The following is a 21574-nucleotide window of genomic DNA, read 5'->3' as shown; positions in this document are numbered from 1 at the left end:
TTTATAGACCTTCATTTTTAACTGGACAAAAAAAGACAGGAATCGCTCCTGTCTCGTGCATTTTGATCAATCATGAAAATTCGTGCCGTCTGTTGTTGCTTTGACAATACCAGCTCGGATGACAAAGTCACCGAAGTGCTCACCTTCCTGCCTTTCTTTTGCGTAACGGGAAAGAAGTACGCGTAGTTCTTTTAAAATTTCTTCTTCACCGATGTTTTCACGGTACATTTTGCTTAAGCGGCTTCCGTCAAAGGCTGCACCGAGGTACATATTGTATTTGCCTGGTGCTTTCCCGATAAAGCCAATTTCTCCGAGCGCATGGCGTGCACAGCCGTTCGGACAGCCGGTCATGCGAATCGTTATTTCTTTGTCGCGCAATCCGTTTTCATCAATCATTTCTTCTATCTTATCGATTAAAACTGGCAAATAGCGTTCTGCTTCCGCCATCGCGAGTCCGCAGGTTGGAAGAGCAACGCATGCGATTGAACTGCGGCGAAGTGCTGAATGATGCTTACCATCTGACAAACCGTATTGTTCGAGCAGTTCGCTAATCTTTTTCTTTTTTTGGCTTGATACATTCGCAATGATCAGATTTTGATTGGCTGTTAGTCGGAAATCTCCGGTATGGATTTTGGCGATTTCGCGCAATCCAGTCATCAGCTTGTAGTCGTCAAAATCTTTAATACGACCACCTTCTACAAACATCGTAAAATGCCATTTTCCTTGAACACCTTTCACCCATCCGTAGCGGTCGCCGTTATGGTCAAAATGATACGGCTTTGCTTCATCTAGGCTCCAGCCTAGTCGGTTTTCTAGTTCAGCCTTGACCGTTTCCAACCCGAGTCGGTCCACTGTGTACTTAAACCGTGCATTTTTTCGTTCGGAACGATTTCCATAGTCGCGCTGAATCGTAATAACTTTTTCCGCTACATCATAAATTTTGTCCGGCGTACAGAAGCCGATTACTTTTGCGAGCTGTGGATAGGTAGTTTTGTCGCCATGTGTCATGCCCATACCGCCGCCGATCGCAACGTTAAAACCGACAAGCTTACCATTTTCAACGATTGCAATAAATCCTAGGTCCTGTGAAAAGACATCAATGTCATTCGATGGCGGAACAGCGATACCAATCTTAAACTTTCTCGGCAAATAGAGAGGTCCGTACATTGGTTCAACTTCTTCCATTTCCGGCGTGCCAGCTACTTTTTCTTCATCTAGCCAAAGTTCATAATACGCTCTAGTACGTGGCAATAAACGATCGCTCAATATTTTCGACCATTCATATACTTCCGTATGGATCTCTGATTGAAATGGATTCGGGTTACACATGACGTTCCGGTTGACATCACCGCACGCCGCAATCGTATCCATAAGAGATGAATGAATTTCCTGAATCGTATGTTTCATATTCCATTTTAAAATCCCATGCATTTGAAAGGTCATGCGTGTTGTTAGTTTTAACGTACCGTTGCCGTTTTTTTGGGCAAGTTCGTCCATGACCAACCATTGATCGGGTGTTGCTACACCACCTGGCAAACGAACGCGCAGCATAAACTGGTATGCAGGTTCAAGTTTTTGCTTTTGGCGCTCATTGCGGAGATCCCGATCATCCTGCAAATAGCTACCGTGGAATTTCATCAGGCGATTGTCATCTTCTGAAATCCCCGCACTTAGTGGCTCTACCATCGATTCCGCTAGCGTTCCGCGCAAATAATTGCTCTCTTCTTTAATGCGTTCAACATCGCTTGGCGGACCGTCCGGTGCTTTTAAATTTGGGTTTACCATGTTGAAAAACTCCTTTCAATCCGAAATTCAGTATACATCACGCTGGTAGCGTTTTTTCTGTTGCATGTCGACCAAATAAGCTTCCGCTTGTTCCCGGCTCATGCTGCCTTCTTTTGCAATAATATCAATAAGCGTATTATGGACATCATGTGCCATGTTTTTCTCATCTCCGCAAATGTAGACAACCGCTCCTTCTTCAAGCCACTCAAACAGTTCTTTGCTGTGTTCAAGCATACGGTGCTGCACATACACTTTTTTATCCGTGTCACGCGAAAACGCGACGTCCATTTTCGTCAGTACGCCGTTTTTCAGCCACTTTTGCCATTCAGTTTGGTAAAGGAAATCAGTCACGAAATGCTGGTCACCGAAAAACAACCATGATTTACCGACCGCTCCCAATTCTTCACGCTCCTGCATAAAGGAACGGAACGGTGCAACACCTGTCCCTGGTCCAACCATAATGATCGGCGTTTCTGGATCCTTTGGCAGTTTAAAGTTTTCGTTATGCTGAATGAAAACCGGCAGTGTATCCCCTGGCTGCAAACGCTCCGCGCAAAAAATAGAACAGACGCCTTTTCGTTCACGACCGTGTGCATCATAACGGACTGCACCGATTGTCAAATGCACTTCATCTGGATTTGCGGATAAGCTGCTCGCAATCGAATAAAGACGAGCCGGAATTTTTCGAAGAATGGAGACAAATTCTTGTGCCGAATCTCCCCATGGACCAAAATCACGGATTAAATCAAGCAAATCGCGTCCTTCCAGATACGCTTTTACTTTTTCTTCATTGCCAGGTGATAAAAACTCCCGTAAATCCTCATTCGCCGTAAGTTGAACGACCTTCTCAAGTAGCGGTTTTGTTAAAACCGTAATTTCATAATAGGAGATAAGCGCTTCTTTAAGTGGACGAACGTCTCCCTGTTTATTAATCGTTACCATTTCTTTAGGATCCCATTTTAATTCCTCTAGAAGCAGGTCGACTAGAGCCGGATCGTTTTCCGGATAAATTCCGAGGCTGTCACCCGGTTCAAATGATAAGCCAGACCCTTCAAGGGATAACTCGATGTGACGCGTTTCTTTATTCGAACCACGGCCATTCAAATTAATATTTTCAAGCACTTCCGCTCTAAATGGATTGGTTCTGGAATATACCGATTGAACCGCTTCTTGTGTTGCTGCTATAGCAGCAACAGCACTTCCTCCCCTCGCTTCATTTAAGCTAACAAGGACTCCTTCAAGCCATTCTGCTGCAGGCTCATCAAAATCTACATCGCAGTCAAAACGCGGATAAAGCCTTGTTCCTCCAAGATCTTCCAGTCGAGAATCGAATTCTTTTCCTGTCTTACAGAAAAACTCATACGAGCTATCTCCAAGCGATAAAACAGAAAAATGAAGATCGTCAAGCTTTGGAGCCCTTTTACTATGAAGGTACTCATGGAATGAGAGTGCATTATCCGGCGGGTCACCTTCACCATGTGTACTTACCATAATAAGCAGGTTTTGGACTTTTTTAATATGGTTCGGTTTAAAATCGGCCATGGACGAAACGGTTACTTGAAAACCGTTCTCCTCAAGCTTCTTGCCGGCCTTCTTTGCAAGCCCCTGGGCATTGCCCGTCTGAGACCCGTAAAGAATGGTCACTTCTTTTGAGATTGTCTGCTTGGTATTCCCTATAGGAAGCTCTGATGTACCCGGAACGGAAACAGACTGAGACGCGGCCAGATAACCGCTCAGCCAAATTTTTTGTGACTCAGTTAATGTTGGCAAAAGGCGGTTAAGGAGTTCTGCCTGCTCCTGATTAAACGGACTGTTCAAAACCTGAAGTTGCAACAAAATCCACCTCGCAAAAGAAAATAAACTTTCGTACGTCATCTTTTAACTATTACTAGGTTCAACAATTCTTAACCATTCAAACTTTAGTTGTTTTTTACTATTCCTATAAGTCAAGTCGGTTTTATTTCGTTAACAATCTATAGATTGACTTTAAAAGTTAATAATTAAACTTTACTAAAAGTCAGAACATTAGTAAAATACATATAATTTATCATAGCTATTAAGATTACTAATAATTAGGGGTTGATTTTTTGTACTATGACGAATTAAAAACTTTTGTAACCCTTGCGGAGGTTAAAAATTTTACAAAAACAGCCGAGATTCTTCTAATGTCACAGCCAAGTGTAAGTTTACATATTAAAAATTTAGAAAAAGAATTCCAAACCAAATTGTTTGTACGATCTCCAAAATTCTTACAAATCACTCCAACAGGCGAAATTTTATACGAACGTGCAAAGCAAATGATCACGATTTACGAACAGACTAAACAAGATATCTTGGAACATCATCACTCTATAAAAGGAGAATTAAAAATTGGGGCAAGTTTTTCAATTGGCGAGTATATATTGCCATCATTACTTTTTGAAATTCAAAATGACTATCCAGAACTAGAAATTCATGTGGTAATTGGAAATACGGAAGAAATTGTTCAATCTGTGCGATTGTATCAAGTAGACATTGGTTTAATTGAAGGTCAAACCAATGAAAAGGAGCTTTCCGTACATTCTTTTATGGAAGATGAATTATATATTGTTTCTTCGAACAATCATGAACTGGCTAAAAAAGATGAAGTAACAATGGCCGACCTTCAGAATCAAGCATGGGTGACCAGAGAAGTTGGATCAGGTACACGTGAATATCTTAACCATTTCTTTCGTTCAAATGGATTGAAAGTGAAATCGCTTCTTACCATAAGTAGTAGTCAAGGAATTAAAGAAACACTTATTAATGGTATGGGTCTTTCGCTTCTATCCCGTAGTGTCATAGAAAGAGACGTACAGCAAGGAATTCTTTCCATTATAAAATTGAAAAATCAGTCCTTTAATAGAACGCTTTCCTATGTTTTCTCCCCCGTTATGCAAAATAAAAAGAACGTTAAGACATTTATCAGTGCGTTAAACAAAAAATGGCCTAACGAAATCAAATCAACAAATAAAAGCAGAATGTTTTAATATGACATTCTGCTTAATTTCTTTACGGGTGCTATAATAAAAATTTGACCCTTACGAACTTTTCGTTGATATATTATTTCTTTAAAGAAATTACATGAAACCTTTTCTAAAAGCCTTAATGATTATAGCGCTGGATAAAGTATGCAATTAAATGGAATCGCCCAAGGAGATCATAAGAAAATAAAAGATGGATATGTTTTAACGGAAAAATCAAAAAAGATGATCCACCATTATTACTCCCTATTAAGTAATAAAAAACATGACACAAATTAGTCAGTGACTCCATAGGATATTAACTTATCTCAGACGAATTAAAAAACATGGTTTATTTTTTTAAATCAGTACGTCTTGTTTCTTTTATCTAAATGGTGTATTACTGCATCTTCCATATCTTATTGATACGTTGACGATTAATCTAACCTTTTAAGACCTTAATTGATTTTCAATAGTATCTATATCCTCCCACCCATAAGCAATTTCTTTTACCTTTTTTTCAGCAATTTCTACCATTTCTGAATCGATTCTTATACCTCCAAGAGATTCGTAAAAATACCGTGCGTTATTGTCTTCAATAACCCAAACAAGCATTGAATTTATATTTGAATTTTTTAGATCATTGATTATTGGTTGAATAAGCTCTTTGCCCAGTCCTTTTCCTTGGTACTCTTTTAAGATATAAATGGCATATAATTCACCATCGTACTTCTTATACTTTCCTGTTCTTTCTTTTCCACCCGATGAAAATCCTACAATTTGTCCTTCTTCATTTTCAGCAACAAATACATTCCCATTGGGTATAACATTTTCCCATAGACGCTTCCGTTCTTCATATGATAAGTTTGTTAAGAATTCATCTGAAACAATACCCTTATATGTCGTTCTCCAGCTATCGACATGAACGATTGCTATATTTTGTGCATCAGATAACACTGCTTTTCGTATTTTCATTAAATCGTCCTCCAATTGTTTTGTTATATATGTAGGTATTCTAATAGTTTGTATAACTTCGATCATTTACCACTTTTTTCGAACTTCAGCCAGTTTCGGATAGCAAATTGAATAACCCGGTACAAATGATCCTTATTATAGATGGATAATTCCCCTTTACAATCCGCTGTTTCAATTAGAACCGTTTGAAATGTGTTCTTTAATGTTTTGTATTTATTTTCTAGTAGAATAATTGAACCTTCTTGAGCAATAATATTCTCTAATTCATCTACGTTACAAAAAGGACATGCATTATGTTTATTTCTGATGGTTTCAGGCTTCTTTTTGCTGGTCTGAGAGACAAAGTATAATTGAGTATCAGTTTCCATGAATATCCTCCAATAAATGTAAGAAAATGACGTTTTTACATGTAGTTCAAAAAGCTGACTTCAGATTGAATCAGCAAAAAACAGATCTGCGTAATATTCTATTTCTTGATCTTTACGAAGAATTAAAATGATTTTTTTTTTTCACTTCCATATATTTCAATTATACCACCTTTTGTAGATTGAACGAACAGATTGATTTTTGGAACCGTCGTTCATATTATTCATATTCAAGGAATGGTAGTAATCAGTTGCTAGACACTTTTTCGCATGTACGGTTGGAACCTTTAAAAACAGCGCATAATAATTTTTAGAAAAGTTGGTAGGGAGACTCTCCATGAAAAATCAAGGAAAGCAAAATGATAAGGGAAATGAAAAAAAACAAGAGGAAATACAAACGATTAATGAAATTTCTACGAGAGAGAACGGGCAGCCGCTACCTCAGCCTAAAGATTACGATGAAATAGAATATTAAAAAAGAACTGGCTATTATTTAGAAGCAAAAATAGAGTTGTTCTCCAAAATAAAAAGATGTGCATAATTTTTGAGCACATCTTTTTTTATATTATTTGGTTTTTTCGGACACATATTTAATAAAGCCATCTCTGTGTCCTTCATTGTCTAAAATTTTACGAACATAATATGGATCGTTCAACAACCCCTTTTCTTTGTCGAATACAATGTAGTCTCTTTTACAAGTTTTTGAGTCTTTGTTTTTCTTAATTGAAGTTCAATGATTTGAATACAATAATCTCCCTTGCAACAGGAACACAAACATAAAACGCTTTTCCGATTTTTTTAAAATGCCAATCGATATATTAAAAATCTCTCATTTGGATTTTGTTCAACGTGCGGCAATATGACTTCCTCTTTCAATTCAAAAAAACTGTGATTTTCTAAAAAATAGATATAATCTTCCGTCGGATAATATAAAATCAGTTCAATTTCCCGTTCTGATTTCTCCACTGAAAATAAAATATTGTTAATGATTTTCATGAAAATTTGTATGGAAAACGGATTAAAAAAATAAAATCGATTATCTAGTGGATTGATTTGATACTCTTCTGCTAAGCCACAATGGAAATGAATTTTATCTTTACAGTGTTTATATTTCTTCAAAAAATTTTTTCGATTTTCAATTGCTTCTCGATAGAAAGTCTCATTCATCTCGATCCCTACGACAGATGCATTAAATAAATAATTGATATAGAAGTTTAAACGCCCTTTCCCGCACCCAAAGTCTACGATCCGATCACTGCTTTTCAATTCATATTGATTAAATAATATTTCTAATGCAAGATATGGCGTTGGCTCATAACGATGATAATGCAAAGACTTATTAAATCCCTTTTGGTCTCCTACGGTTTTTATGTTCAGTAATTCATCAAAAAACTGTTCTTTCATTGATTGACTCCTATGTAAGTGATTTATGGTTTTAACTATTATGCTAACGATTTTTCTATACGTTTTAAAGTAGCAAAGTTCTTGTATAAAGACAGTTGAAAAATAAACACCATTTTCATATAGGTCACTCTACTAAATGGGCACTGAAACCCCATCTACCTATAAGTTAAATGGAGTGTTTTGGGTTACATTGAATACTCTCGAAAGATGGCGAGACACAATGATTGATGCATCTTTTTTGTAAATGTCACAAAGTTTACCATTTTGTCATAGAAAGAAAAAGGGTTTTAATCAGTATTTATAGAAATTTTTACAAGTGTGAAGTGAGTTTGTTTCTTTATTCTAGTAAAAGAAATTTAGGAGGTTAGAAAATGCGCAACAAAGAGATGCTACTGATACCTGGACCGACACCGGTCGTCGATTCCATTTATGATTCGCTTGCTCTGGAAACAAGGAGTCATACAGACCCGAGGTTTGCTGCTATTTACAAGGGTGCGATTGAGAAGACGAGACAAATGTTGAAAACAGACGGTGAAGTGTTTGTTATTGCCGGATCCGGAACAGTGGCAATGGAAATGGCACTGGTTAATACCGTAGCATCTGGTGAAAAGATTTTAGTCATAAGTCATGGCTACTTCGGTGATCGCTTCATTCAATTAGGAGAAGCTTTTGGCATTGAAGTAGACGTACTCCAATCTGAATGGGGAAAGCGGGTCAATCCCGATGACGTAGAGAAGAAGCTAGCTAATGGGAAATTCAAGGCAGTAACGATTACCCACGCCGATACTTCGACAGGAGTCGCGGCCGATTTGGATGCGCTTGTCCCAATCATTAAAAAGCACGGGGCACTTGTCATTCTCGACGGTGTTTGTGCTACTGCCGCTATGGAAGAAGATATGAGCAAGACATATGGCCATCCGAATTATAAGATTGATGTCGTTTTAACAGGCTCTCAAAAAGCCATTGGTGTGCCGCCAGGTTTGGCAATCGTCGCATTTAATAAAACGGCGTTAGCTGCACGGGAACAAATCGAGCGCGTGCCTGCCTACTATTGTGATATACATAATTGGATTCCGATTATGAATGATCCTGGCAAATATTTCGCCACTCCGCCGGTAAACCTCATCTACGCGTATGATGAAGGGATGAAATTGGTGCTGAATGAAGGAATGGAGAATCGATATAAACGTCATAAAGCATTCGGTAAAGCAGTTCGAGCCGCTCTCGTAGTATATGGGCTGAAGGCTTTAGCGGAGGAGGATGCCGCTGCTCCGACACTTAGCTGTATTCTTTATCCGGAAGGAATAAACGACGCTGCTTTCCGAGCTTCCCTTGCCAAGAAAGGTGTAATTGTCGCGGGAGCACTTTCTCATCTGGCCGGAAAGGCGTTCCGGATCGGTCATATGGGAAATACAACGGAACAGATGCTGGAAAAAGCGATTGTACGGATCGGAGAAACCATGAATGAGCTAGGATATTTGGTCGATACAGCGAAGGCAGTAGAGTGTTTTAAAGAGGTAGTATATTCTCGAGTAGTGTAGAAAGTTAAGATTTGTCTCTTACTTTAATTGTCTTAACTGTCGTTTCCTTATTTTTTTGTTAGCTATCTATTACGTGTTGACTTAGTTGGGTAAAAACTTGAGATGAGATTTGCAAACTTTACAGCTACTTTTTTTATGCCGAGATTTACAAAAAAACCAACCGTAAAAGTAACGGTTGGTTTGCTGAATGAACTGAATATGTAGATTATTGTTTATCCAAGTTTGCACCTACTGTCTCTCTAAACGGCTCTTCCTGCCAGCCTTTACAAACATCGACCCATCCATTAGCATATGAATACTGAAATAATTCATCGCATGTCAATTCAATGGCAGAGTTTGTACTTCCACATGCTGGGAAAAGAGTATCAAATCGTTTCATGGATACATCAAGAAATACGTCCAATTCATTGGCCAATCCGAACGGACATACGCCGCCAATGACATGACCGGTTTGCTCTAGGACTTCCTCAGGTGTGAGCATACGTGCTTTAAAAGAAAATGTATCTCGGAATTTCTTGTTATCTATTTTAGCATCACCTGCAGTGACAATGAGGATGGCTTTGTCTCCATCTCCCCTGAAGGATAATGTCTTAGCAATACGAGCAGGGATGACCCCAATTGTTTCCGCTGCTTGCTCAACCGTTGCACTCAATGTTTGAAACTCCATTACATCGCCTTCACGATTCCATTGTTTAAAATGAGCTATTACACTTTCAAGTGACATCGTTTTCATCCTTTCTTTACCAATATTAAGTATGATGATATCACTCTTTAATTCAGTAAAGCAACAAGAATGGAATCTTTTTACTATTACAAATGATGGTGATGGTAAAACATGTGAGGATTCATCTAGAAACATCTTTTTTCATAATTTTAAGATTTGAAAGCAGGAACCTTTATTGGTCCCTGCTTTTTTTATGAAAACGTTTATCAAGGTTGTTAGGCACTACAACATCAGGTACCACAAAAAGTTCGGTATGGACGGTCTGATGGCGGAGGAAGTGTGCAGTATTCAGCTTGTTCAGGGGTGTGCGCGTATGGCTTTGAAAGAACATCAAGCAGCTTCTCCATCACGCTGTAGTCTCCTTTTTCCACAGCGGCTTCCAATGCTTCCTCTACCCTGTGATTCCGAGGGATTACAGAAGGATTGCTATTCCGCATCAACTGACTGGATGAGGCTTTAGATTCCTTTTGCCTGCTTAGTCTCGCCTGCCACTGCTCATGCCATTGAGTAAATTCTGTAGTGCCAAACAGAACCGTATCCTCTAACTTTTCATAAGTTAATGCTCGGAAGGTATTCGTATAGTCCGCACGATACTTCAGCATCATATTGAGGAGGTCTTCAATAAGGGATTCATCCTCCATCTCTTCGTTAAAAATCCCCAGTTTTGCTCTCATTCCTTCGAGCCAATTGCTCTTATATAACTTAGTAAAGTCTAAAAGAGCATCCTCCGCCAGTTTGACAGCCTGATCCTGATCTTCATGCAGGAGCGGCAATAGCGCTTCAGCAAATCGTGCCAAATTCCACACGGCAATAGAAGGCTGATTGCCATAGGCATAGCGGCCTTGAATGTCAATGGAACTGAAGACCGTTGCCGGGTCATAGGTATCCATGAAAGCACAAGGACCATAATCGATCGTTTCTCCGCTAATAGTCATATTATCGGTATTCATCACTCCGTGAATAAAGCCAACTAGCTGCCATTTGGCAATAAGTGAGGCCTGACGCTTGATCACTTCCTGAAGTAGCGAAAGATATCGATTCTCATCAGCTTCAACGTTTGGATAATGACGCTTAATAGTATAGTCAGCAAGGATTTGGAGTTCCTCAATTGTGCCCCATTGTGCAACGTATTGAAAGGTACCGACGCGCAGATGACTCGCAGCCACACGAGTTAATATTGCACCAGGGAGTACCTTTTCGCGGTATACTGGCTCACCGGTTGTCACCACTGCTAGACTACGGGTGGTAGGGATATCAAGCGCATGCATGGCTTCACTGATAATATATTCGCGTAGCATCGGTCCAAGGGCCGCTCGACCATCACCCCCGCGGGAGTATGGCGTTCTCCCTGGCCCCTTGAGCTGAATATCAAACCGTTCACCTAATGGGGTAATCTGTTCGCCAAGTAGGATTGCCCGTCCGTCCCCTAACATGTTAAAATGTCCGAATTGATGCCCCGCATAAGCTTGTGCAAGTGGCGAAGCACCTTCAGGAATCCGATTGCCAGCAAGCACCGCTATTCCCTCTTCGATTTTCAGTGCCTCAACATTCAACCCTAGGGATGTAGCTAATGAATCATTGATTTTGACTAGCTTTGGTGAGCGTACAGGGGTAGGGTTGTGGCTAGTAAAAAGTGTTTTCGGTAAACGGGCATAACTATTGTCAAAGTTCCAACCTGCTTCTATTATTTCTTTTGCCATCCTATCTCCTTTTCTTCTTCCGTCTTTCTGTAACTTAGAGAACATACACATCATTTTGATTCCCAATTTGTTTGACTCCTTCAATGCTAGTTAAATCCACGTCTACGGAATCATTCTCAAAACGAAATTCTACTGCACTGTTTGACTGGAGGGTTTTCACGAGCTGAGATGGCGTATCTAAAGCTATAAGCTGTCCTTGATCCATGATCGCAATTCGGTCACACAACACATGAGCTTCATCCATATAATGAGTCGTTAATACGATCGTTTTCCCTTTCTCCTTTAAAAGAAGGATAATATCCCAGAGTGTTCTTCTAGCTTGCGGATCAAGACCTGTTGTTGGCTCATCCAAAAAGATTACCCATGGATCATGTACAAGTGCTAAAGCAATGGCTAATCTTTGCTTCTGTCCACCAGATAACCCTTTAATTCGGCTTTTGGTTTTATCAGTAAGCAGCATATCTTCAATTATATCTGGTATCGATACATGCCTTGGATAGAAGCTTGCATATAAATGAAGGATCTCTTCTACCGTAAGCAGTTCAAAAAGTGTCGTCGATTGTAGCTGGACACCTATGACTTCCTTTACCTTATTCAGCTGGCTTTTAATATCGAAGCCCCCTATTCTTGCCGTACCTTGGTCTGGTTTTCTAAGTCCTACAAGCATTTCTAGGGTGTTGTTTTTCCCGCACCATTAGGACCGAGTAAACCGAATACCTCTCCTTTATGCACCTCAAATTCAATGCCTTTTACAGCCGTAAAATCCCCATACTTTTTCACGAGGTTTTTTACTTGAATGATTTCATCATGCGAACTCATCTTTCACACTCCAAATGTTTAGTACATCCATCTTATCACGATATTTGAAAATAATCCTTTTTAATATTGCTCTGTTAACACTCATAGTGGGTTTTGTCCCTAATGTTTACATAATTTTCGTGGAGAAAAGCACCCTACTTTTTAGGAGGTGCTGAGATGACAGAACCAAGACAACCAGGAAACAAAGATCTTCCGGATTTTAAAGAGTTAAATGACCGGCTCATTGCAGAACGAAGTACATCTGGACCAACATTAGTGATTAAGACCAATTTAGACCCAAAAGACTCAACGGTTGAGAATCCCTATTATCAAAATGAAGAGAATACGGATAAAAAGGAATTTAGAGACTACTTTGAGGGTAAATAACCTAAAATAGAATTCAAAAAGAGCCGGATAAAGCATACCGGCTCTTCAAGTTATGTGTTGTATCCTTTTTAACGACGTCGCTTATACAAGTTATTCATCCTGCTTAGCTTTAATGACACGATGTTCAGCTAACTCAAGAGAAAACTCATCATTCACATTTTCAGGTTCGATTTTTAAGTTTTTTGGAGTTTGAGGTAAAGTATGTTTATTCTTACTAGCTGCTTGATTGTTTGCTCTTCCCATCATAAAGCCTCCTAACAAATATTTTGTTCCTTGTTAGTATGGCTAAGAAACTTCATTTTAATGAAGGCGATCCCAAAAAATAATGGTCTTTTTAATGGTTTTTGTCATTGATTTCTTTATGAATTTTCTTTAATGTGGAATGGATATTATGGAGGCTTAACAATATAAAGCCCAGCATAACAAATGTTACGATTTCTTTTGTGAAAAATGAAACGATCGCTAATATTACGGCATAAATACTATAAAGCCAAGTATTCATTTTTTTGTATACCCCTCTCTTCATTCCAAGTTTGTTTCATTCATTTAAAACCATTCTCTTACACCTAGTTTTTTTCCTCTACTTCATCATACAGAAGATTGGAAATTATTTCTATGGATTTTATCTTAATTACATAATATCTTCAATGAATATTGATGGAGTTTGAAATATATACTAGACTCTTTATGTGCTGAAAAACATATTACTAAAGTAATGGTGAAAAATTTTCTGTCTAAGAGGGCAGAGTTTAAATAACAAGCGGAAAGCTACATACATAGAACAGATTGGATTTAATTTAAAAATTTTCAAGAGAAGGATGTAGTATATGAAAAAATGTATCATAATCGGCGCAGGCATTTTAGGAGCTTCTACTGCGTATCAGCTGGTTAAAATAGGTGCGGAAGTGGTTATTGTGGACAGAAAGGATAAAGGACAAGCCACTGATGCAGCAGCAGGCATTGTTTGTCCATGGATCTCGCAGCGGCGAAATAAGGCTTGGTATCATCTTGTAAAAGAAGGTGCACGCTTTTATCCAAGCTTGATAGCCGAGCTTGAACGGGATGGAGAAAAAGAAACGGGTTATGCACAAGTGGGTGCAATCAGTATACATACGGATATAGAAAAGCTGAATGCGATAGAAAAACGAGCATTAATTCGTAAGGAGGACGCACCAGAAATGGGTGAGATTACTCTGCTTACACCTGAAGAAACAAAAGCTCAGTTTCCGCCACTTGCAGATGAATGCGCTGCTGTACATATTAGTGGTGCAGCTCGGGTCGATGGACGGGCGCTCCGAGATTCCCTTTTACGCGCTGCACAAAAAAACGGAGCTACCTTTTTATATGGAGACGCCAAACTACAATATAATGAGAATCGTATAACTGGTGTAAATATTGGGGATGAATCGATAGAAGCTGATACAGTCATTGTTTGTGCAGGTGCATGGGCCAATCAATTGCTAGAGCCGTTAGGTGTTCACTTTAAAGGAACCTTCCAAAAAGCACAAATCGTTCATTTGGAATTGCCGGATACGAACACGAGCAAATGGCCCGTTGTTATGCCACCAGGTGATCAATATTTGGTGCCTTTCGAAAACCAAAGAATTGTGATAGGTACAACTCATGAAGATACGGATGAGTTCGATATCCGGACCACGGCTGGAGGTTTACACGAAGTATTAAATAAAGCACTACATACTGCTCCTGGCTTAGCAAATGGCACTTTTCTTGAAGCACGAGTAGGCTTTCGTCCGTACACTCCAGGATTCCTTCCAGTGATCGGTGCTTTACCTGGCTGGAAAGGAATTTTCATTGCAAATGGATTAGGAGCTTCTGGTTTGACGATGGGCCCTTATATGGGATCTCAGCTTGCAAAACTAGCCCTTGGACATGAAATAGATATTGATTTGAGAAATTATGATGTACAAGGTGCGATAGGGGGATGAATTCCGAAAGAAGACTTATTTTAGTCTTCTTTCTTTTTTATACAAGTCCCCTTAGTTGGAGCTCCTGCTCTGATTTGGACATAGTAAAAGCTTCACGGACAAGAAAAAGATTAAGCTCCCGTATTTTTAGATGCTTAATCTAGCTTTTCTCCTTTATTTTTTTTGGGCTTTCATTCAATGGATGATTCAGAGACATTTGACTCCCCCATATTAATTGAAAGGAATTTTAGAAGAATTCGTTTTCTTTGAAAATACCAATTTGTTTACCGATATTTTTATATGCTCATTCGTTACATATGCCCTGATCAGAGAGTGATCCATTCTTCTTAATTCAAGCCAACTCCCATTCTTTAATTTCAATGATCCCCGTACACCCAATATAATTCCACACTTTCTAATGTCTTTCTTTCACGTTGTGAGCTTTTGCAATTTTTATATACTCCTCCTCATTTAAGACACCAAGCATTTTAAACAATACAGAGTATTGTAAAACTTTTTTCTGTATTCTTAGGCTCATTGTCACCACTCTCCTTCTTTATTTATAGAATATTCCATAAAATAAAAATGTTTCCTTTAACCAACAAAATTTCGCGAGGGCATTTTTGGTTTTTTGAAAATAACTATTTCTATTGTTGATGAAGCACCGCAAAATAAAATGATTACCTCAACTTGAGTATATAATTCATTTGATAAAGTTCAACCAAAATATGGATAAACATTTAAATAATGGGGAAATGTAAGGATGAATTGGTTAAAGTACTTTAACACTCAGGAGGATTATTAGTATGAATTTATACAATAACATGGAATTTGAAATAAAAAGCTCCTTTATACCTAACCTCAGCAAGTCAGATAAATTAAAGATTCTAGATGTTACCCCAAAAAGTGTGGTTATTCAATTGCATAATTCGAAATGCAGAGGAGTGTTTCCTTTCGATCATTTTCAATACTGGATTAAAAAAGGCTCGCTAATACCCATTAATGAGCATGTGGAGAAAACTTCATGATGATGGATGGCACTGGTTTCATACCTGTGTAATTCAATTGGGGTCTTTCCTAAAAACATCAAACCCACAATAAAAACCCACCTTGCCGCATTGTGAAGAGGAGTGGTGGGTTTAGTTATCATGCTTTCATGTTGTTTATTATATACAGTCTTCTACTAATATAGGATTTATAGATTATCAATTTTAGTGTAGTTGTATTATAAAGAAATGCATGCATTCGTAAAAAAATTCTATCCTCTCACCTGCCCATTCCCATAAATGAAATACTTGCTTGATGTTAGGGCTGGTAACCCCATTGGTCCTCTTGCGTGCAGCTTTTGCGTGCTAATACCGATTTCTGCACCATATCCAAATTCAAACCCATCTGTAAATCGGGTAGAAGCATTATGGTAGACTGCAGCTGCATCGACTTTTGTAAGAAACAAAGAGGCAATTTTTTCATCATCGGTGATGATTGCTTCCGAATGCTTTGTTCCATACTGATTGATATGTTGGATCGCTTCATCAACATTTTTTACTACTTTAATACTGACGGTTAGTGATAAGTATTCTGTAGACCAGTCATCTTCTGTCGCTGCCTTTGCTTTTGGAAAAGCATGACATACCGTTTCATCTCCATATATTTCGACTGACTTTTCATCCAGCACCTGTAACAACTGTTTCCCGTAAACAGGAAACCATTTTTCGTGAATTAATATGGTCTCAATTGCATTGCAAACAGACGGTCGCTGCGTTTTTCCGTTTAACACAATCCGTTCGGCCATTTCTTGGGCGGCCGTTTCATCAATAAAAATATGACAATTGCCAGCTCCTGTTTCTAAAACAGGTACCGTGGATTCTTTGATTACCGTTTCAATGAGATTTTTACCGCCTCTAGGAATTAACACATCTAAATATTCATTTAGAGTAAAAAGCTTCTTCGCCGTTTCTCTACTTGTATCTTCGATAAGCTGAACAGCTTCAATTGGTATTTCTGTTTGTTCAAGGGCACGATGAATCACTTGAACAAGTGCCTTATTGGAATAGCTGGCAGAGGAGCTTCCTCTTAAAATGACCGCATTCCCTGTTTTCAATGACAATGTGGCAGCATCGATTGTTACGTTTGGTCTTGCTTCGTAAATCATACCGATAACTCCAATAGGCACGCGTTTTTTCTCAATGTACAATCCATTTTCTTTTTTAATCGTTTCAATCGTTTCTCCAATCGGATCTTTAAGGTCAATTAGTAGCATAATGGCGTCTGCCATGTCCTTGATTCGCTTTTCATTTAACAACAAGCGGTCCAATATCGCGTCGGAAAAGCCCTTTTGTTTTCCTTGCTCCATATCCTTCCTATTTTCCTCTAAAATGAAATGCTGATCCTCTAATAGCTGTCTTGCGATTTTTTCTAACGCCTTATTTTTTTCCTCAGTAGAAATCCCCATCAATAAAAAACTCGCTAATTTAGCTGCTTTCCCCTTTTTAATAACCTCAGTCATTCTTTTATCCTCCGTTTTTAATTTGTAATATCTGACGGTCTATCTTAAATATGGGATTACCGTCAGTTTCTTCAACACGTGGTGCGATTTTTGCGTGAGTTTCAAAAAATTCATCTTCAATAATTATGCTTTCACCCATTTATCCCGATGAATGACCTCAATAGAAGCAAAAATGAATTCGTCACGTAACTCATCACTGCGTTTCCCCATTACCTTTTTCAGGTCTTCAGAAGAATAAAGCACCTCTCCTTTACCTAACAAACCATTCGTACCGAATACTTCCACCACATCTCCTTTTTCAAACGTCCCTGTGATGTCGTAAATTCCAGCTGGGAGCAGACTTCTTCCATTTGATACAAGGGCTTTTTCCGCACCTTGATCGACAAAAATTTTTCCGGAAACCGCTGAATGAAGGGCGATCCATTGTTTGCTGTTATTAATGGAGGTGAGTTTATCTCCTCCGATATACGTACCGTCCCCATTCCCTTCAAGAATCTCGATTAATTTCCGGCTTCCTTTACCGTGACCGATAAATACTCGGACACCAAGAGAGAGAGCTGTTTTTGCAGCAATGAGTTTTGACTTCATACCACCTGTTCCTACCTTCGACCCCGTTCCTTCAGCTCCATCTATCATTTCATCAGTTATTTCTAGTACATGATGGAGTCTTTTCGCAGATGGATTTTCACGTGGGTTGGAATCATAGAGTCCATTAATGTCTGTTAAAATAATAAGCTGGTCTGCCCGAACAAGTCCGCTGACTAAGGCGGAGAGCATATCATTATCACCAAAGGTTAATTCTTCTATTGAGACGGTGTCATTTTCGTTGATAATCGGTAGGATTCCACGATCTAAAAGCTCCATGATGGTTGCATACCCGTTTTTATAGCGTTCTTTTTTTGAAAAATCCTTTCTCGTAAGCAATATTTGAGCCGGTACGATCCCAAACTGACTGAGCTGCTCTCTATAGGATTGAATTAAAAGACTTTGACCAACTGCTGCTGACGCTTGCTTTCCTTTTAATGTGACAGGTCTGGATGAATAGCCTAGTTGTCTAAAACCAGCCGCAACCGCGCCGGACGAAACTAATAAAACTTGGTACCCCTCCCTGCGAAGTGCTGCAATGGCTTCGATATGATCCGATAATTTCTCCTGGTCAATTTCCCCTTTTTTGTTGGTTAATGAGCTGCTTCCGATTTTGACAACAATTCGTTTATTCTCCATGTTTGACTTCCTCCATCTACATACTTTCGTACTTTTTTGCATTGTGACGGAAAAATAATTCTGTTATCTTGTGAAAAATAATAAAAAAACCCTTTTCATCCTATTAAAAAGGACGAAAAGGGCTATGCTTCCGTGGTACCACCTTCATTGGATGTAAAATACATCCCACTTTTCCTGATAACGCTAGTTAGCGCCTATGTTTTAGCATAGGACTCTGGAGGCAGGTTCTGCGGCTTTCCTGTGGCGGAGTCTTCCAGCTCAAAAACCCCGCTCTCTGTCACATAAAGACCCGCATACTAGTCCTCCATCAACGATCAAATTATTTTACTTTATTATGGTAATTAATTAGAGCAATGTCAAGAATGTTCTGATATTTCGGGTTAAAATATTGTTTATGCACGATTTTAGGATATCGCTAAAGTCTTTTATAACTTTAAAATATTTAGATAGGAGTACTTTGAGAATACAGAGAGTTATATTTTGTTCTCTAAAAAATTTCTAATTTCTTCTCTCCTATTTCGGTACACCTGCTTCCCTAATTCAATAAGCTCATCCATAAACTTCACTTCATCAAAGGGGATTTCTTCTCCAAGTTCCTCATTTAATCGAAAATAGTTGTCACCTAGCAGAAGTTGACAATGGTATGAAACCGACTCGGATGACAAATGAACAGCTAAATCGAGAAGTTTCGGTGTTACCTTCATCGATGGGAAATGAAAGGGAAGCCACTGCTTCACACCCCAGAACTTTTCCTTATTGATTGTAAAATCAATTTTCTGTTGACCTGTACCGAGGGATAAAATATGTATGTTGCTCATTCCCTTTTTGAAATGGTGTAGAGCCTCAGTAATACAAACTAATGAGGGGTTATTTGCCCATAAACCACCGTCAATGGATAGGTAGTTGTTATTTATATTGTTAGGTGGAAAATAAACGGGTGCAGAACAGGAAGAAAGAACAGCATCCCAAAGTTTTATGGATAAGTCGTCACTCTCATGATGACCGTAATTTGACCGGTGTACATACGGTTTGCCATGGGTAATGTCCACCGCTGGAATGAGAAGCGGCTTTTGAATATCAGCAAGTGTAAGCTCTCCGAATGCTTTTTGAAAATAACGGCGTAAATACTCGTCACTATATACACTTTTAAATAGTCCAACCTTTGCTTGACGGACAAAAATTTTTTCTCCATACACCCTATAACTTTTCAGAACTTCGCTCATTTTCTTTTTCAATGTTACGGAAGCAGCAATAATGGCCCCCGTACTTGTTCCTGCAATCACATCAAAATACTCCGCTATTGGGCGTTTATATTCCTCCTCGATTGCTTGTAAAATGGCAACAGCAAATACACCGCGAATCCCACCGCCATCTATGCATAACATTTTCATTGTTTTCACCTAAAAGTATATTGTTTTTATCTTAAGTCTTTCCTTTATAGGTGCTTATTTAAACCAACCTTTTTCTTTAATTCGGGTTATTGCCTCGATCCTGTTTTCTACTTCAAGTTTATCTAGTATTTGTGAAATATAGTTTCGGACCGTTCCGGTTTTGATACGAAGCTGATCGGCGATTTCTTTTGTGTTTTTTCCGTCAGCTACGAGTTCTAATACTTCTTTCTCTCGTTCGGTTAGGGGATTTTCTTCAGCGTAAACATCGTCCATTAATTCCGGTGCAAAGATTCTTCTGCCTGCCATTATGCTTCTGATTGAGCTTGCCAACTCTTCGCTTGGGCTGTCCTTCAATAAATAACCGCAAACACCAGCTTTTAAAGCTCGTTGGAAATAACCGGTACGAGCGAAAGTTGTTAAAATAATGACTTTGCAGCCAAGCCCTTTTAGTTCTTCTGCCGCCTCGAGTCCACTTTTTAATGGCATTTCAATATCCATGATGCAAACATCGGGTTGATATTGATGCACCAGAGAAATGGCTTCTTCACCATTACACGCCTTTCCGACGACCTCCATATCTTCTTCCAAATTGAGCAGCAATCCTAAAGCTCCTAACATCATTCGCTGATCTTCAGCAATGACAATTCGAATCATATTCGTTCCTCCTTATCCATCAGCTTTACGACATTAGGAACTTTTATCATTACATTTGTTCCATCCTGTGCAAAGATTTCTAGGGTGCCGTTAACAAACTCTAGCCGTTCTTTTATTCCTTGAAGTCCGTTTCCATTCGTAAAGTCATGATTCTCCATAATGCCGATGCCGTCGTCCTTTACAGTAATACAGATTTCGTTTTCCGTTTGGACGATGGCGATATGACAAGTTGAAGCTTGGCTGTGCTTAACAACATTGGTTACCGCTTCTTTCAAACACATACTTAGAATATTTTCCAGAAACGGCGACACATTAGTTAAACCTATATGTTGATCGCTTACGAATTCAATTTGTGCAGCCTTAAGTAATTGTTTCACGCGAATGATTTCCTCTTTCAATCGAATGCCGCGCATTTGTGATACCATTTTCCTAACTTCGTTCAATGCAGTTCTAGCGGTTTGTTGAACGTCTTTCAATTCATTGCGAGCTTGTTCAGGGTCTTTGGAAATTAATTTTCTTGCCAAATCACTTTTCAGACCGATGAGTGAAAGCTTTTGACCAAGTGTATCATGAAGGTCACGGGCAATTCGTTGACGCTCCTCCTGTTTTACGAGCTCAGATATTCTTTTGTTCGCATCCTCAAGCTGTTCTTCGAGCTGCTCCTGCTTTTTCCGATTATAAATATTGAAAGGAAGAAGTATTGCACTAAACCAAATAATGATAATAAATGGTAATTGCTTGATGAATAATTGTTCCTGCAGAACCACTACGTTATAATTAATCGAAATGGTTGTACAGACCAGGTGAACAATGTATAACGTAATGAAAGCGATACGGTCTTTTATATTGCCGTTAAAGTAAGCAATATAAAAGGCAAAATACACATAGTGAAAAAGGATCGTCATTGTTATCGATATGCCGATTAAGATGATGGTCCACAAATAAACGGTCCATCCTTTCGAAATAAAAGCAAATCGATATGAGATAAAGAAAAAGATTGTCAGTAAAATCCCAACAATCATTTCGTTTGTTGAGGAAGATTCGAAAATAAAATAAAACGGTAAAATACTAAAAACACTCCATATATATGGAGATATCCCAGCGCTTTTCTGGAATATCATAAACCTTTTATGCATGCTTGTAACCTCTTAAACTATATTCAACATATACCTTACATGCTATCTTATCATAGAGGAATATGAATAGTCTTTAAA

At 38.8% G+C, this 21574-nt stretch carries 21 protein-coding genes, 1 pseudogene and 1 other annotated feature; of the genes and pseudogenes, 6 read left to right on the top strand and 16 right to left on the bottom strand.

Features of this window, described 5'->3' with window-relative positions:
* Positions 1-66: 66 nt before the first annotated feature.
* Positions 67-1785, bottom strand: a complete 1719-nt coding sequence (gene cysI / locus GD441_RS11820) for an assimilatory sulfite reductase (NADPH) hemoprotein subunit (RefSeq protein WP_153126643.1) — start codon at positions 1783-1785, stop codon at positions 67-69.
* A 27-nt stretch (positions 1786-1812) separates the two neighbouring features.
* Complete coding sequence (locus GD441_RS11815; RefSeq protein WP_153126642.1) at positions 1813-3618, bottom strand: assimilatory sulfite reductase (NADPH) flavoprotein subunit; 1806 nt, start codon at positions 3616-3618, stop codon at positions 1813-1815.
* 254 nt (positions 3619-3872) lie between these two features.
* Between GD441_RS11815 and GD441_RS11810 the strand changes: the two genes are divergently transcribed.
* On the top strand, positions 3873-4793 hold the full coding sequence (locus GD441_RS11810) for a LysR family transcriptional regulator (RefSeq protein ID WP_153126641.1): 921 nt from the start codon (positions 3873-3875) through the stop codon (positions 4791-4793).
* Between the two features lie 423 nt (positions 4794-5216).
* On the opposite strand, the gene GD441_RS11805 is transcribed toward GD441_RS11810, so the two are convergent.
* Positions 5217-5741 (bottom strand): GNAT family N-acetyltransferase, encoded by a 525-nt coding sequence (locus GD441_RS11805; RefSeq protein ID WP_191992173.1) that lies wholly within the window; start codon positions 5739-5741, stop codon positions 5217-5219.
* 62 nt (positions 5742-5803) lie between these two features.
* On the bottom strand, positions 5804-6109 hold the full coding sequence (locus GD441_RS11800) for a DUF4931 domain-containing protein (protein ID WP_153126640.1): 306 nt from the start codon (positions 6107-6109) through the stop codon (positions 5804-5806).
* Positions 6110-6443: 334 nt separating this feature from the next.
* Between GD441_RS11800 and GD441_RS11795 the strand changes: the two genes are divergently transcribed.
* Complete coding sequence (locus tag GD441_RS11795) at positions 6444-6581, top strand: hypothetical protein (RefSeq protein WP_153126639.1); 138 nt, start codon at positions 6444-6446, stop codon at positions 6579-6581.
* Positions 6582-6904: 323 nt separating this feature from the next.
* Here the strand turns inward: GD441_RS11795 and GD441_RS11790 are convergent, their stop codons facing one another.
* Positions 6905-7510: a methyltransferase gene (locus tag GD441_RS11790; RefSeq protein ID WP_153126638.1), complete on the bottom strand. Its 606-nt coding sequence runs from the start codon at positions 7508-7510 to the stop codon at positions 6905-6907.
* Between the two features lie 371 nt (positions 7511-7881).
* On the opposite strand from GD441_RS11790, the gene GD441_RS11785 reads away from it, so the two are divergent.
* On the top strand, positions 7882-9051 hold the full coding sequence (locus GD441_RS11785; RefSeq protein ID WP_153126637.1) for a pyridoxal-phosphate-dependent aminotransferase family protein: 1170 nt from the start codon (positions 7882-7884) through the stop codon (positions 9049-9051).
* Positions 9052-9256: 205 nt separating this feature from the next.
* Here the strand turns inward: GD441_RS11785 and GD441_RS11780 are convergent, their stop codons facing one another.
* The 3 genes and pseudogenes from GD441_RS11780 to GD441_RS11770 all read right to left on the bottom strand — a co-directional run.
* Complete coding sequence (locus GD441_RS11780) at positions 9257-9775, bottom strand: YbaK/EbsC family protein (protein ID WP_153126636.1); 519 nt, start codon at positions 9773-9775, stop codon at positions 9257-9259.
* 230 nt (positions 9776-10005) lie between these two features.
* A complete protein-coding gene (locus GD441_RS11775) occupies positions 10006-11475 on the bottom strand; it encodes a protein adenylyltransferase SelO (protein ID WP_153126652.1) in 1470 nt (489 codons plus the stop codon).
* A gap of 37 nt (positions 11476-11512) precedes the next feature.
* Positions 11513-12294, bottom strand: a pseudogene (locus GD441_RS11770) (ABC transporter ATP-binding protein); the annotation flags it as partial.
* A gap of 156 nt (positions 12295-12450) precedes the next feature.
* Here GD441_RS11770 and GD441_RS11765 point away from each other — a divergent pair.
* Positions 12451-12660, top strand: coding sequence for a hypothetical protein (locus GD441_RS11765; protein ID WP_153126635.1), 210 nt, complete (start codon positions 12451-12453; stop codon positions 12658-12660).
* Positions 12661-12750: 90 nt separating this feature from the next.
* Here the strand turns inward: GD441_RS11765 and GD441_RS11760 are convergent, their stop codons facing one another.
* Positions 12751-12903 (bottom strand): YfhD family protein, encoded by a 153-nt coding sequence (locus GD441_RS11760; RefSeq protein WP_153126634.1) that lies wholly within the window; start codon positions 12901-12903, stop codon positions 12751-12753.
* A gap of 91 nt (positions 12904-12994) precedes the next feature.
* Positions 12995-13162: a hypothetical protein gene (locus tag GD441_RS17025; protein WP_191992172.1), complete on the bottom strand. Its 168-nt coding sequence runs from the start codon at positions 13160-13162 to the stop codon at positions 12995-12997.
* A 325-nt stretch (positions 13163-13487) separates the two neighbouring features.
* Between GD441_RS17025 and GD441_RS11755 the strand changes: the two genes are divergently transcribed.
* Positions 13488-14606, top strand: coding sequence for an NAD(P)/FAD-dependent oxidoreductase (locus GD441_RS11755; protein WP_153126633.1), 1119 nt, complete (start codon positions 13488-13490; stop codon positions 14604-14606).
* Positions 14607-15000: 394 nt separating this feature from the next.
* On the opposite strand, the gene GD441_RS17465 is transcribed toward GD441_RS11755, so the two are convergent.
* Positions 15001-15123: a hypothetical protein gene (locus GD441_RS17465; RefSeq protein WP_263862443.1), complete on the bottom strand. Its 123-nt coding sequence runs from the start codon at positions 15121-15123 to the stop codon at positions 15001-15003.
* Positions 15124-15391: 268 nt separating this feature from the next.
* Here GD441_RS17465 and GD441_RS11750 point away from each other — a divergent pair, with 268 nt between their 5' ends.
* A complete protein-coding gene (locus tag GD441_RS11750) occupies positions 15392-15613 on the top strand; it encodes a hypothetical protein (protein WP_153126632.1) in 222 nt (73 codons plus the stop codon).
* A gap of 230 nt (positions 15614-15843) precedes the next feature.
* On the opposite strand, the gene GD441_RS11745 is transcribed toward GD441_RS11750, so the two are convergent.
* From GD441_RS11745 to GD441_RS11725, 5 genes are all read right to left on the bottom strand, one after another.
* On the bottom strand, positions 15844-17091 hold the full coding sequence (locus GD441_RS11745) for a glutamate-5-semialdehyde dehydrogenase (protein ID WP_153126631.1): 1248 nt from the start codon (positions 17089-17091) through the stop codon (positions 15844-15846).
* A gap of 123 nt (positions 17092-17214) precedes the next feature.
* Positions 17215-18315 carry a glutamate 5-kinase gene (gene proB, locus GD441_RS11740; protein ID WP_153126630.1) on the bottom strand — a complete coding sequence of 367 codons (1101 nt, stop codon included), beginning with the start codon at positions 18313-18315 and terminating at the stop codon, positions 17215-17217.
* A 105-nt stretch (positions 18316-18420) separates the two neighbouring features.
* Positions 18421-18635, bottom strand: a binding site (T-box leader).
* Positions 18636-18788: 153 nt separating this feature from the next.
* Positions 18789-19706 carry a CBASS cGAMP-activated phospholipase gene (locus tag GD441_RS11735; RefSeq protein WP_153126629.1) on the bottom strand — a complete coding sequence of 306 codons (918 nt, stop codon included), beginning with the start codon at positions 19704-19706 and terminating at the stop codon, positions 18789-18791.
* A 54-nt stretch (positions 19707-19760) separates the two neighbouring features.
* Positions 19761-20360: a response regulator transcription factor gene (locus GD441_RS11730; RefSeq protein WP_153126628.1), complete on the bottom strand. Its 600-nt coding sequence runs from the start codon at positions 20358-20360 to the stop codon at positions 19761-19763.
* Positions 20357-21496, bottom strand: a complete 1140-nt coding sequence (locus GD441_RS11725; protein ID WP_153126627.1) for a sensor histidine kinase — start codon at positions 21494-21496, stop codon at positions 20357-20359. Before GD441_RS11725 ends, GD441_RS11730 begins: the two co-directional genes overlap by 4 nt.
* Positions 21497-21574: the final 78 nt, after the last annotated feature.

The organism is Peribacillus tepidiphilus, assembly GCF_009466385.1.
GTDB lineage: Bacteria > Bacillota > Bacilli > Bacillales > DSM-1321 > Bacillus_BN > Bacillus_BN tepidiphilus.
This window is presented reverse-complemented; position numbering and strand designations above follow the sequence as displayed.

Coding starts and splice junctions, on each gene's coding strand:
- cysI (WP_153126643.1), bottom strand. CDS start 1,785: ATGGTAAACCCAAATTTAAAAGCACCGGACGGTCCGCCAAGCGATGTT.
- GD441_RS11805 (WP_191992173.1), bottom strand. CDS start 5,741: ATGAAAATACGAAAAGCAGTGTTATCTGATGCACAAAATATAGCAATC.
- GD441_RS11800 (WP_153126640.1), bottom strand. CDS start 6,109: ATGGAAACTGATACTCAATTATACTTTGTCTCTCAGACCAGCAAAAAG.
- GD441_RS11795 (WP_153126639.1), top strand. CDS start 6,444: ATGAAAAATCAAGGAAAGCAAAATGATAAGGGAAATGAAAAAAAACAA.
- GD441_RS11790 (WP_153126638.1), bottom strand. CDS start 7,510: ATGAAAGAACAGTTTTTTGATGAATTACTGAACATAAAAACCGTAGGA.
- GD441_RS11785 (WP_153126637.1), top strand. CDS start 7,882: ATGCGCAACAAAGAGATGCTACTGATACCTGGACCGACACCGGTCGTC.
- GD441_RS11780 (WP_153126636.1), bottom strand. CDS start 9,775: ATGTCACTTGAAAGTGTAATAGCTCATTTTAAACAATGGAATCGTGAA.
- GD441_RS11775 (WP_153126652.1), bottom strand. CDS start 11,475: ATGGCAAAAGAAATAATAGAAGCAGGTTGGAACTTTGACAATAGTTAT.
- GD441_RS11765 (WP_153126635.1), top strand. CDS start 12,451: ATGACAGAACCAAGACAACCAGGAAACAAAGATCTTCCGGATTTTAAA.
- GD441_RS11760 (WP_153126634.1), bottom strand. CDS start 12,903: ATGGGAAGAGCAAACAATCAAGCAGCTAGTAAGAATAAACATACTTTA.
- GD441_RS17025 (WP_191992172.1), bottom strand. CDS start 13,162: ATGAATACTTGGCTTTATAGTATTTATGCCGTAATATTAGCGATCGTT.
- GD441_RS11755 (WP_153126633.1), top strand. CDS start 13,488: ATGAAAAAATGTATCATAATCGGCGCAGGCATTTTAGGAGCTTCTACT.
- GD441_RS17465 (WP_263862443.1), bottom strand. CDS start 15,123: ATGAGCCTAAGAATACAGAAAAAAGTTTTACAATACTCTGTATTGTTT.
- GD441_RS11750 (WP_153126632.1), top strand. CDS start 15,392: ATGAATTTATACAATAACATGGAATTTGAAATAAAAAGCTCCTTTATA.
- GD441_RS11745 (WP_153126631.1), bottom strand. CDS start 17,091: ATGACTGAGGTTATTAAAAAGGGGAAAGCAGCTAAATTAGCGAGTTTT.
- proB (WP_153126630.1), bottom strand. CDS start 18,315: ATGGAGAATAAACGAATTGTTGTCAAAATCGGAAGCAGCTCATTAACC.
- GD441_RS11735 (WP_153126629.1), bottom strand. CDS start 19,706: ATGAAAATGTTATGCATAGATGGCGGTGGGATTCGCGGTGTATTTGCT.
- GD441_RS11730 (WP_153126628.1), bottom strand. CDS start 20,360: ATGATTCGAATTGTCATTGCTGAAGATCAGCGAATGATGTTAGGAGCT.
- GD441_RS11725 (WP_153126627.1), bottom strand. CDS start 21,496: ATGCATAAAAGGTTTATGATATTCCAGAAAAGCGCTGGGATATCTCCA.